General features: G+C 36.8%; 8 protein-coding genes and 2 pseudogenes. 5 read left to right on the forward strand and 5 right to left on the reverse strand.

What is annotated here, in order from left to right; genetic code table 11:
- Positions 1-37: 37 nt before the first annotated feature.
- From D1003_RS06135 to D1003_RS06145, 3 genes are all read left to right on the forward strand, one after another.
- Entirely contained in the window at positions 38-2,164 is a 2,127-nt protein-coding gene (locus tag D1003_RS06135) for a Tex family protein (protein WP_153936145.1), read from the forward strand.
- Between the two features lie 67 nt (positions 2,165-2,231).
- Positions 2,232-3,215 (forward strand): pyruvate dehydrogenase complex E1 component subunit beta, encoded by a 984-nt coding sequence (locus D1003_RS06140; protein WP_014938277.1) that lies wholly within the window; start codon positions 2,232-2,234, stop codon positions 3,213-3,215.
- Between the two features lie 331 nt (positions 3,216-3,546).
- Positions 3,547-3,675, forward strand: a complete 129-nt coding sequence (locus D1003_RS06145) for a transposase (RefSeq protein WP_079206649.1) — start codon at positions 3,547-3,549, stop codon at positions 3,673-3,675.
- Positions 3,676-3,730: 55 nt separating this feature from the next.
- Here D1003_RS06145 and D1003_RS06150 read toward each other — a convergent pair whose 3' ends face one another.
- Both D1003_RS06150 and D1003_RS06155 read right to left on the reverse strand, forming a co-directional pair.
- Positions 3,731-6,523 carry a fibronectin type III domain-containing protein gene (locus tag D1003_RS06150; RefSeq protein ID WP_153936146.1) on the reverse strand — a complete coding sequence of 931 codons (2,793 nt, stop codon included), beginning with the start codon at positions 6,521-6,523 and terminating at the stop codon, positions 3,731-3,733.
- 212 nt (positions 6,524-6,735) lie between these two features.
- Positions 6,736-7,170 (reverse strand): hypothetical protein, encoded by a 435-nt coding sequence (locus D1003_RS06155; RefSeq protein WP_014938274.1) that lies wholly within the window; start codon positions 7,168-7,170, stop codon positions 6,736-6,738.
- A gap of 483 nt (positions 7,171-7,653) precedes the next feature.
- Here D1003_RS06155 and D1003_RS06160 point away from each other — a divergent pair.
- Positions 7,654-7,977: pseudogene (locus tag D1003_RS06160) on the forward strand (DNA recombination/repair protein RecA); the annotation flags it as partial.
- 309 nt (positions 7,978-8,286) lie between these two features.
- A complete protein-coding gene (locus tag D1003_RS11435) occupies positions 8,287-8,415 on the forward strand; it encodes a transposase (protein WP_079206653.1) in 129 nt (42 codons plus the stop codon).
- Between the two features lie 104 nt (positions 8,416-8,519).
- On the opposite strand, the gene gap is transcribed toward D1003_RS11435, so the two are convergent.
- The 3 genes and pseudogenes from gap to D1003_RS06180 form a co-directional block, all read right to left on the reverse strand.
- Positions 8,520-9,524, reverse strand: a complete 1,005-nt coding sequence (gene gap, locus D1003_RS06170; protein ID WP_052910133.1) for a type I glyceraldehyde-3-phosphate dehydrogenase — start codon at positions 9,522-9,524, stop codon at positions 8,520-8,522.
- A 91-nt stretch (positions 9,525-9,615) separates the two neighbouring features.
- Positions 9,616-10,602: a 6-phosphofructokinase gene (gene pfkA, locus D1003_RS06175; protein WP_052910132.1), complete on the reverse strand. Its 987-nt coding sequence runs from the start codon at positions 10,600-10,602 to the stop codon at positions 9,616-9,618.
- A gap of 591 nt (positions 10,603-11,193) precedes the next feature.
- A pseudogene (locus D1003_RS06180) lies at positions 11,194-12,112 on the reverse strand (fibrobacter succinogenes major paralogous domain-containing protein); the annotation flags it as partial.

Below are 12,112 nucleotides of genomic sequence, written 5' to 3' on the forward strand. Positions count from 1 at the left end.
GGTTGAACCTCAATCAATTCAAAAAAAAATAAAAACAATGACTCTAGTACAATATATACAGTCTCTATCGCAACTACAACCCAAATCTATAGAAAACACACTAACTCTTCTTGCCGAAGGTGGCACTATACCCTTTATTTCTCGCTACCGAAAAGATGCAACAGGCAATTTAGACGAGGTTGCCATAGAACAAATTCAGAAACTTCAAAAACAATATGAAGAAATCGTCAAGAGAAAAGAAAGTATTTTAAAATCAATAGAAGAACAGAATAGCCTTACACCTGAACTTCAACAGAAGATTGAACAATCATTTAGCCTACAAGAATTAGAAGATTTATATCTACCTTACAAAAAGAGAAGAAAAACTAAAGCGGATACCGCTAGAGAAAATGGATTAGAGCCTTTGGCTAAAATCATTATGGCTCAAAACGCTCATCACTTAGAGCACTCTGCACAAAAGTATATTTCTGATAAAATATCTACCACTCAAGAAGCCTTAGATGGTGCTTGCGATATTATCGCAGAATGGATTAACGAAAATCTATTCATAAGAAAACGCCTAAGACAACTGTTTCAACGACAGGCTAAAATCACCAGTAAAATCACAAAAAAAGCCAAAGAAAATGAAGAAGAAGCTCAAAAATATCAACAATATTTTGATTGGTGCGAAGTTTTATTCAAAGCTCCTTCTCATAGGTTGTTAGCTCTATTAAGAGCAGAAAACGAAGGCTTCATCAAACTTAAAATTGAAATAGATAATGATGAAGCAATTGATTTTATAGAAAAAAGCATCATTAAAAATAATAACGAAACTGCTCACTACATCAGCACCGCCATAAAAGATGCCTACAAACGTCTTTTAGAACCTTCTATCGCTAACGAGATTTTACAAGAAGCCAAAAGCAAAGCAGATGATAAGGCCATTAGTATATTTTCGGAAAACCTTAAGCAACTGCTACTTGCCGCTCCACTCGGTGAGAAAAGAATTTTAGCCATAGACCCTGGCTACCGTACAGGTTGTAAAGTGGTGTGTTTAGATGAAAAGGGAGATTTGCTTTACAACGAAACTATTTACCCTCACGCTCCTCAAAATGAGACAGGAGTTGCAATGAAAAAAATTCGTAGTATGGTAAATGCCTACCAAGTAGAAGCCATCGCCATAGGAAACGGAACTGCGAGTAGAGAGACAGAAGCCTTCATCAAAAAAATAGCCTTTGATAAAGATTTACAGGTATTTGTAGTATCAGAAGCGGGTGCTTCAGTCTATTCGGCAAGCAAAATCGCCAGAGATGAGTTTCCTAACTATGATGTTACCGTTCGTGGAGCTATATCTATCGGAAGACGACTTTCTGACCCATTAGCAGAACTTGTAAAAATAGACCCAAAAAGTATTGGTGTTGGGCAGTATCAGCACGATGTAGATAGCACCAAACTTAAAGAAGAGCTAGACAACACGGTAATCCACTGTGTAAATGCCGTAGGTGTTAATCTAAATACCGCCAGCCAATCTCTATTAAGCTATGTGTCTGGCATTGGAGAAAAAATGGCAGAGAATATCGTAAAATATCGTTCGGAAAACGGGGCTTTTAGGACAAGAGCAGAACTGAAAAAAGTTCCTCGTTTGGGAGAAAAAGCATTCCAACAAGCGGCGGCTTTTGTACGCATTAAAGATTCGGAAAATCCGTTAGACAATTCGGCGGTACATCCAGAATCTTATGCTACCGTGGAAAAAATGGCTAAAGATTTAGGACTAAAAACCAAAGAGCTCATTGCCAACAGAGAACAAATCCAAAAAATAGTTCCAGAGAAATACATTACTCCAGAAGTGGGAATTTTAGGGATTAAAGACATTTTAAAAGAATTAGAAAAACCAGGGTTAGACCCTCGCCAACAGGCTAAAGTATTTGAGTTTAATCCTAACATTAAAACACTTGCCGATATAAAAGTAGGTATATTTCTACCTGGGATTATAAATAATATTACAGCATTTGGCTGCTTTGTAGACATTGGTATCAAAGAAAGTGGGCTTATACATATCTCTCAACTTACCGATGGTTTTGTATCTGATGTTAATGAGGTTGTAAAACTTCATCAAACTGTAGAAGTACAAGTTTTAGAAGTAGACGAAGCACGAAAAAGAATTGGGCTAAAACTTATTAAGTAGATAATGTTTGCAAAAATTTCCTTATCAAATAAAAATAACTATTTTTGCATATCAATACTTAAAGACAATGAAAGAATATACATTTAGAGAAGTCATCGCACAAGCTATGAGCGAGGAAATGCGTAAAGATGAATCTATCTACCTTATAGGAGAAGAAGTAGCAGAATACAACGGAGCTTATAAAGCATCTAAAGGAATGCTAGATGAGTTTGGTCCTAAAAGAGTAATAGATGCACCTATTGCAGAAGGTGGTTTTGCGGGGATTTCTGTAGGTGCAGCGATGAATGGCAACCGCCCTATTGTAGAATTTATGACTTTCAATTTCTCTTTGGTAGCTATAGACCAAATCATCAACAACGCTGCTAAAATGTATCAAATGAGTGGTGGACAATGGAATGTTCCAATCGTATTTAGAGGCCCTACAGGTTCTGCGGGACAGCTAGGTGCTACACACTCACAAGCGTTTGAAAGTTGGTACGCTAACTGTCCTGGTTTAAAAGTGGTAGTACCTTCTAACCCTTACGATGCTAAAGGATTACTTAAAACCGCTATACAAGATAACGACCCTGTAATTTTTATGGAGTCTGAACAGATGTATGGCGATAAAATGGAAATTCCAGAGGAAGAATACTATATTCCAATAGGTAAAGCTGATATCAAAAAAGAAGGTAAAGATGTTACTTTAGTTTCTTTCGGTAAAATCATGAAATTGGCTTTACAAGCTGCTGAAGAACTAGAAAAAGAAGGTATTTCTGTAGAAGTGATAGATTTAAGAACTGTTCGTCCTTTAGATTATGACACTGTTTTAGCATCTGTTAAAAAGACCAATCGCTTGGTAGTATTAGAAGAGGCTTGGCCATTTGGTTCAGTAGCTTCAGAAATCACTTATATGGTTCAACAAAAAGCGTTTGATTATCTAGATGCTCCTATCAAGAGAATTACAACTCCTGATGCTCCTGCACCATATTCAGCAGCGTTATTCGCAGAGTGGTTCCCTAAATTAGAAAAAGTAAAAGAGGAAATTAAAAAGGCGCTTTATATCAAGAACTAAAAAGCCTACCTCAATATCAAATTTGATAGAATCCGTCTCACGACTGAGGCGGATTTTTTTATATAATGGGGTTCAATAATTTTGGATACATGGAATTATTTTCATGTATTTATCTGGATTCATGTGAATGTATAAATTTTAAAGCATATAATCAGTCGTAGTTGTTTTTATTTCCTCCACTTTTGAGAAATTGATTACCCCAGAGCCATCCCGTGCGTGTCGTCAGTAATATCATCGACAAGATTTCTATTGAACCTTTAACTTAAGGCGTATAAAAAAGAAGGCAATCCAAATTATCATCCTAAAATGATGCTTAAGATTATGCGCCTATATGGAGAATACCTACTCCAGCAGAAGGATAGAGAAACTCACCCGTGAAAATGTCAACTTTATGTGGCTCTCGGGCATGCAGAGAGTGGATCATAACACCATTGCCCGTTTTAGAAGCCAGTGCCTATAAAAAATCCGCCTCAATAAGTTGTGAGACGGATTCATAAAAGGGATTAGTTATCAAACTAATTAATTATTAACTTATAAGAAAATCTTTTTCTACCCTCTATCACAATTATGTAAACACCTTTTGGTAGATTTTGATTTATTAAGGAAAACTTTTGGTTGTTCACATTATTGGTTTCGTATAATAATTTTCCTGACAAATCAAACAAAGAAACTTTAGATATTGGAAATCTGGACTCTATGATAGTAGGCTCACCTTGTCTGGAGGGATTTGGATACATTCTTATTTCATCAGAAGTTTGAGTTTCTTTTGTACCGAGTGTGGTATCATTTACTTCAAAGTATACTCTATTGGATACCTCTGTATAAGAATCATTGGTAAAGATTACCGCAAAGTACTGACCGGCTTCAGAGGGCAAAGCATCATCTGATATAGTCTTTTGTCCTTCCGGCTGTCCATCAAAGTATGTATAGCTGTATCCTGATTCCTCTGTAGAGTCTGTGCTAGGATTATCCCCTTTTTTATAGATTCCTATCCAGTCTTTTGCAATTCCGGGGGCATCCGTCCAGCTTGCTACAATACTTTCGCCTAGTTCGTACTGAGGTTTATTGAGCATAAGATTCGTAACAAGATTTCCCACTTTAAAGAAAACCTTATTCCCAATAGTCATATCTGTATTCTCTACATAATATTCTGCATAGTAGTATCCAGGATTGAGGTTCGGCACACTTACAGTAGCAGAACTAGCTGTAACAGGAATCTCTGCCCCCGGAAGTCCGTTTCCGTAATTTTTGCCTACTTTAAATATTGTAATTTTATCTGTTGGGAGTTTATCTGAGTTTTCGTAAGACAGTATAACGGTTTCTCCCGCAGCGTACTCTGTTTTATCCGTACTTAAAACAGGTTTTTTTCCTACATAAAATAAATCACTCTGTGCAAGAATGGTATATCCTGAATTTTTAAATAATGCTGCGTAATACCGCCCTGGCAGAAATGAATACTTTACATTTCCTCCAGCTACTCCCACATTTTCAAAAGAAATAGTTCCCGCAATATTGCCATTAGTATATTCCCATGCCCATGAATAATTTGATGAACCCAAAGCTCCAGGGGTCTGTGACGGCTGATATATCCCAACCCAAGCAGAAGAGGATGGTGATCCATTTGAAAATGTGATCTTTATATTATCTGTCAATTTATAATAATCAGAATTTGAAGCGATGGAAGGAGCCTCAGTTGCTGTACTTCCTATTATTTGAAATTTCTTTGCCTCGCTCCATGGAGACCATTCTAAATTTTGATCTCTATGTCTCGTTTTGACATAATAATAACCATTGCTAAGCTGATTTTCTGCTAAGTGAAGTTTCATCAAATCTTCTCCCGCATTAATATCTGCAGATTCATCTTCCTGACCATTTAATTTCCCGAAAAGATTTTCATAATCTCTGTACAGTTCTAAAACTGGATTAGAAAAATCTTCTGTTTTAGAGACAAGAAACTCGGAAGTATTGATGGGTTCTGACGAAGGCGAAGAATAGGCCGACGAAAATATATCCGCTGGCTGAGTGATAGGCGTAGAAAAATCTGTAATGATGGAAGGCTTATTTGGTTTTGGCTGGTTTTTCTTATGATGAAAGCTATCTACCAGCACATTATTTTTTTCTCCGTTTCTGCTGCCTATGGAGTAAGCTTCTACTGAAAACTCCTTATTAATGACATCTATATCAATGATTTGATATATCCAATTTGGAAGTGTTTTTTGAATTTCAGGAAAATCCTTTTCTGTACTCATTCCCCAGTATTGGTCCCAAGCCGTTCCTCCAGATATGATGTTATAGACTTTATGATTTTTTATCTGTCCTCTAGAATACAGATGGTGGTGTGCCCCTATATGGAGTATAAATTTTTCAGACTCTAAAAGCTCAGGAAAAGCTCTTGTTCTTATCCATTCAGATACATCTCCTACATATTGCTCTGCTTGATAGGGACGATGTCCAAGAGAGACAATCCACTCCACCGTGGTATCATCTTTAGCTTTGCTAAGAATGGTTTTAAGCCAAGTAAGCTGTTCTTCACCATTTGTTGATGTATATTCAGTATCAAAACAAATAAAAAGTACATTTCCAGCCTGTCTAGCATAGTATTTTTCCGTACCAGAAGAAACACCTTGATAGGACATCTCATCTAATATAAAATGTTTTTCATAGGCTTGTATACCGAGCGTTCCGTAAGTCTCATGATTCCCAACCAGTGTCTGGATAGGAAGATACCCGGAAAGTGCCCTGTTTTTCTTAAAATGAACATTCCTGTAATGATCTAGTGTACCGGTATCTACCTGATCACCAACCATTACTGTCATTGCAACATTATCACAAGGATCGTTTGCCGCGCCCCATTTTTCTGCTATTTTGTTTTTTGCAGCCGCTACAAGTCTATCAAAACGATCTACATAGCGCAACTGATTGTCACCTAAAACCAAAAATCTAATGTGACCATCTGAAGTAGCCGCCTGTCCGTTTATTGGTAATGTCTTGAAACTCAGTATCTCTCCAGTATTGTTACCATACTTTACACGGTAATAGTATTTTGTATTAGGCTGAAGTCCGGTAAGCTTTACCGTATAATAATGATAAGATCCTACTCCAGAAAAGGTAGTATAGGAGCCCGTAGAAGAGACATCTAAAGAGGACGGATCTGTTCCAAACTCAACTAAAGATACTGGATCTGGAGTATCTGCTATCCAATTTACATAGACAGAATTTTGTGTCACTGCCTGTAGGTAAGGTTCTATTGTCTGAGCTCCAAAATATGAACCCAGAAAAACTAAACAAAAAAGGATACTTTTTTTCATTATTAAAATTTTTCACAAAAGTATCCTCTTAGTATTAACTACATTTTAAGCACTTGTTATAATTAGATTAATTATTAAACTCAAAATGCACTTATCTAAGTAGATTTATGATTGTAATAAACTAACTTTCAATATTTTAAAACACTTATTTAGTGGATAATTAGGATACACCATTATTAATAATTTTATATACAAGGTGGAAGACAACAGAGCTAGGGAGTAAGTCTATTTTGAAAAAGAATATAGGATTTAATAAATGCTACTTTTTCTTTATCTGTCCAGCTCATGAGTTCATTAAACAAGTTTTCAAATTCGTTTGGATTTTCAACAGGTATACCTATGAGTCTTCTGTTCTTTGTTATTCTATTCTCCATCACTAGAGAATATCCAACAAAACAATTATTTCTTTCTTTGGAGTAGACAGGTGTGTAGGTAAAGAAATATTTATTTTCTATATGATTGGTAAAAGGTTTGCCCTGTGCATATCGGTCATGAATATCTAGCCTTGGCTGATCAAAAGCCCAAGACATATACTGAAAGTCTTCAAGGCTAGTGATACATTTATTATTTTGACAAAAAAAATATGGACCAATAAGTATAGACAACGCAAAAGCCATCTTTAGTCCTGTTTGTTTTAAGTTTTTCATGTGATATTATTATCTAGTGGTTTTTCAGTTCCGTAAGTGTATATAGTTTGCTCTTTAGCGCATCTATTTCAGATTGCAAGTATTTTAGTTCAGCATTATTCGTGACAGACGAACGGGTATAGCGCCTCTTCAGCTTTATGTCTTTCTGAAGCATATCGTGCTTATTCAGCCTGAAGCAAAAAAAAGCAGTATTGCAATTTAATATACTAATTTCCAATATATTATTCATTCCATTATTCTTCTTTAAAAATACTCGGAAGGAGAATCACTACGGAAAGAATAGCTGCCTGAATGACTGCACCCCTAGTTTTTCAGGTGTTTGTTTTTTTAACAATAACTTTCGTCACCTAGCACAAGGCTAGCATCTAGATTCCCATCCCGATGAATATACAATTATACGATAAAAAAATACAACGACAAATCTGGAAGCGCAGTACTTATCATGATTAGCCCGTTTCTGAAAGAAGGGCATACTATGTACGGTCTTTGATAGATATCAGAAAAGCCAGTGCACCCATCAAAAACAGAGATGAAGCCATCGGCAGCCGAGTGAAGGTGAAAATCATTAAAAACAAAGTTGCTCCGCCCTTCAAACAAGCAGAATTTGAAATCATGTACGGAGAAGGTATTTCTAAAACTAGAGAAATTCTGGATCAAGCTGTAGAACTTGGTATTGTGAAGAAAAGCGGCTCTTGGTTCAGTTATGAAGATACCAAATTAGGCCAAGGAAGGGACACCGTAAAAGAAGTCCTGAGAGATAATCCTGAATTGGCAGACCAAATCAAAGAAATAATAGTCAATAAATAAATTCAGGAATCCGTCTCACAACTGAGGCGGATTTTTTTATATAATGGGGTTCAATAATTTTGGATACATGGAATTATTTTCATGTATTTATCTGGTATTCATGTGAATGTATAAATTTTAAAGCATACAATCAATCGTAGTTGTTTTTCTTTCCTCCACTTTTGAGGAATTGATTTCCCAGAGCCATCCCGTGTGTGTCGTCAGTAATATCATCGACAAGATTTCTATTGAACCTTTAACTTAAGGCGTATAAAAAAGAAGGCAATCCAAATTATCATCCTAAAATGATGCTTAAGATTATGCACCTATATGGAGAATACCTACTCCAGCAGAAGGATAGAGAAACTCACTCGTGAAAATGTCAACTTTATGTGGCTCTCGGGCATGCAGAGGGTGGATCATAACACCATTACCCGTTTTAGAAGCCAGCGCCTATAAAAAATCTGCCTCAATAAGTTGTGAGACGGATTCTTTTTGTTTTGATAAAAAAATAAACCGCCTCACACCGAGACGGCTTATCCTTTATTATATTTTTTCTTTAATTATAAAGAAGCAGAGTGTACTAATAAATCTGTTAATTTATTAGAATAACCTGTTTCGTTATCGTACCAAGATACTAATTTAACAAAGTTAGGAGAAAGCATAATACCTGCATCTTTATCAAAGATAGAAGTTCTCTTATCTCCAATAAAGTCTTGAGATACTACTAAATCTTCTGTATAACCAAGGATACCTTTAAGTTCTCCCTCTGATGCTGCTTTAATAGCTGCACAAATTTCATCGTAAGAAGCTCCTTTTTCTAGTCTTACTGTTAAGTCCACTACAGAAACATCAGCCGTTGGTACACGGAAAGACATACCTGTAAGTTTACCATTAAGTGAAGGGATTACCTTACCTACCGCTTTAGCAGCACCTGTAGAAGATGGGATAATGTTAAGAAGTGCTGAACGACCACCTCTCCAATCTTTCATAGAAGGACCATCTACTGTTCTTTGTGTTGCAGTAGTAGCGTGTACCGTAGTCATTAACCCCTCTACAATACCAAAGTTATCGTGAACTACCTTTGCTAAAGGTGCAAGACAGTTGGTAGTACAAGAAGCGTTAGAGAATATTTGCTGGTCAGCAGTTAAATCTTTATGGTTAACTCCCATTACAAACATTGGAGTATCATCTTTAGAAGGAGCAGATAGAACTACTTTTTTAGCACCTGCATTGATGTGAGCTTGAGCTGTTTCTTTAGTTAAGAACAATCCTGTAGATTCTACGATATAGTCAGCTCCCACTTCATTCCACTTTAGATTGTTTGGGTCTTTTTCTGCAGTTACTCTGATTCTTTTACCATTTACCACTAAATCGTTTCCTTCTACAGAAACTTCTCCATTAAATCTCCCGTGAACAGAGTCGTATTTCAACATATACGCCATATATTCCGCATTGATAAGGTCATTGATACCCACTACTTCGATGTTATCTCTTTCCATCATTGCGTTGAACACTAAACTTCCGATTCTTCCGAAACCGTTAATTCCTACTTTGATTGTTGACATTGTTTTTTATTTTTAAAATTAAATTTTCGTATTTACTTCTTTCTAAATTTATTGGGTATAAAGGTACATTTTTTTAGCTGTATCCCCAAAACTACATCGCCAAAATTTCTGATATCTTCAGTAAATCTTGATTGATTTCATTATGTTTTCTAATAGCATCTTCTATTGGAGTAAAAACGAGCTGATTGGCTCTTATCCCCGCCATCACATTGGTAAGACCTTTTCTAAGCCCTTCTACTGCACCATACCCTAATCTACTCGCCAATACTCTATCAGCACAACTAGGCACACCTCCCCTTTGGATATGCCCCAAAATGGTTACTCTAATATCGTAGTCAGGGAACTCTTTTTGAGTTTTCTCGGCTAACTCATAGGTAGAGGCCAACTGCTCCCCTTCTGCCACCACTACAATAGACGATGTTTTACCTCGTTTTTGAGCATTATGGAAATTCTCAAACATTTCCTCTAGACTATCTTTTTTTTCTGGTATCAAAATATCTATTGCTCCCGAAGCAATACCGCTATTAAGCGCTATAAAGCCTGCATCTCTCCCCATTACTTCCACAAAAAACACTCTGTTATGAGAGGTTGCCGTATCTCTTATTTTATCTATAGCTTCCACCGCGGTGTTAAGAGCTGTGTCATATCCTATCGTAAAATCAGTACCGAAGATATCATTATCAATAGTTCCAGGTACCCCCACCACCTTGATACCATACTCTTCGCTGAAAACTTTTGCTCCTGTAAAAGTACCATCTCCACCAATACAGACCAAAGCTCCTATTTCATTCTTTTGGCATTGTTCAAAGGCTTTTAATCTACCTTCCACTGTTCTAAATTCTTTAGACCTTGCTGATTTTAGAATTGTACCACCTTGGTTAATAATATTCTTAACAGACCTAGGTCCCATTTTAATCATGTTCCCTTCTATAAGCCCATTGTACCCTTCTCTAATCCCCATACATTCTATACCGTAATAATGAGCTGTTCTTACCACTGCCCTTATTGCCGCATTCATACCTGGAGAATCCCCTCCAGAAGTAAGAACTCCTATCCTTTTCAACTTTGATTCTGACATAATTAAATACTTTTTAGCCTAGCAAATATAAGAAATTTAACTACATTATTTTAACCGCACAAATTAGTTTTTAATTTACTTAAAAAAATCTCTTGAAGACAAAAAAATGAGATATTGAATTACTGTGAAAGATGTGAGCTTCGATACCATTCTTGTTGCTAAACACTGAAAGATTTTTACAAAGTTAAGTTGAGGGAAAGTTGCTCACATAATTGAGAAATATTGGTTTCTATTCTCTTTCTTATTTCCAATTTTGTTTGAAACAACTAAACAAAATGGTGCTGGTTTTTCCACATCGAAACCGAAAGATTTATCTTGGTATAATTGAATAAATCCACCTGCAATGCTTTACTAATGTATCCTTTGTCTCCGATTAGCAAACATTTTTTTTAGTTTTCTTTAATATTGCGAAGGTTATTCATATCGTGAACATTTGTAGGTAAAAAATCAAAAGGACAACTCCTAAAACTTATGCCTATAAAAATTATTTTTATGCTTATAAAAAAAAATCCGATGCCTATAAGTTTTAGATTTTATAGGCATCAGATTTTTAAAAGTGCTTAGTCGCAGGAGTACCAACCGAACGCACGGTTAATCCTTGATACAGCGGACGCTAAAGCCGTTTGCACGAGTTCTGTAGTTGTTGCCAGCACGGCTATCAATGCTAGTGAATCGTAGGTACTGCGAGACATAGCTATCGAACTGTTCGCTGCTCCACAGCCAACCGCTGCTGCCCTGACCGAATAGCCCATCAGCAGCAGGGGAGCGAAAACCATTAGCAGGCAGGCGGAGCACTCTCTCATTCCACATCGCTGGCGAATTAACACTCTCCCCTCCTGCATCATAACCTAAAATAACATTATGCAAAGCCTTCAGCTCTACATCAGTAGGTACATGATACCCTTTAGGACAAGGGTTAGTCTTACCTGCACCTGAAGATTGCCATAAATCCTTTTGAGTAGATGCTAAATTCAAGGCAGTATCAACCCAACTACTACCTAATATAAACAGATTGGTATTAGGGGTTGTCCAAGAACTAGATAAAACATTTGTATTTGCGTATTTAGACGTACCACTTGTGATATTGGACCAGTTGATAAGCTCGTGTCCATCTGGGTTACGCTGCCATTGGAACAACGAACCATACGCACGCCAGTCCATCTTAATCTGGTTGGCAGTAGGCGTACCTAGAACTACTGCAGTATTGGTATTCGCATAATCCAAAGCCCCCGCTTGATAAGCTGGGGTAAACCAAGGCGAACCTACTTTTGCATAATCTGCACCTAGATTATTACTGAACCAAACCCTACCATCGGGACCTTTTATTGGGACATAAATAAACTCGTGTTCCTTCTCATTCGCTCCATAACCCACACAGTCCAAGGTGGTCTTATCATAGCAACGGTCAGGAACGCCTGTAATCGTTTGCACTTTGAGCGTGGTAGTACTGCTCCCATTTAGGCTAATGATGTAAGCATTCGCATTGCCAATAGCATTGCGATATATCCCA

The sequence above is a fragment of the Riemerella anatipestifer genome (genome assembly GCF_009663465.1).
Lineage (GTDB): Bacteria > Bacteroidota > Bacteroidia > Flavobacteriales > Weeksellaceae > Riemerella > Riemerella anatipestifer_C.

Excerpts from the sequence above, each read along its gene's own strand:
- pfkA (WP_052910132.1), bottom strand. The coding sequence starts at position 10,602 with ATGTCAGAATCAAAGTTGAAAAGGATAGGAGTTCTTACTTCTGGAGGG.
- D1003_RS06135 (WP_153936145.1), top strand. The coding sequence starts at position 38 with ATGACTCTAGTACAATATATACAGTCTCTATCGCAACTACAACCCAAA.
- D1003_RS06150 (WP_153936146.1), bottom strand. The coding sequence starts at position 6,523 with ATGAAAAAAAGTATCCTTTTTTGTTTAGTTTTTCTGGGTTCATATTTT.
- D1003_RS06140 (WP_014938277.1), top strand. The coding sequence starts at position 2,232 with ATGAAAGAATATACATTTAGAGAAGTCATCGCACAAGCTATGAGCGAG.
- D1003_RS06145 (WP_079206649.1), top strand. The coding sequence starts at position 3,547 with ATGGAGAATACCTACTCCAGCAGAAGGATAGAGAAACTCACCCGTGAA.
- D1003_RS11435 (WP_079206653.1), top strand. The coding sequence starts at position 8,287 with ATGGAGAATACCTACTCCAGCAGAAGGATAGAGAAACTCACTCGTGAA.
- gap (WP_052910133.1), bottom strand. The coding sequence starts at position 9,524 with ATGTCAACAATCAAAGTAGGAATTAACGGTTTCGGAAGAATCGGAAGT.
- D1003_RS06155 (WP_014938274.1), bottom strand. The coding sequence starts at position 7,170 with ATGAAAAACTTAAAACAAACAGGACTAAAGATGGCTTTTGCGTTGTCT.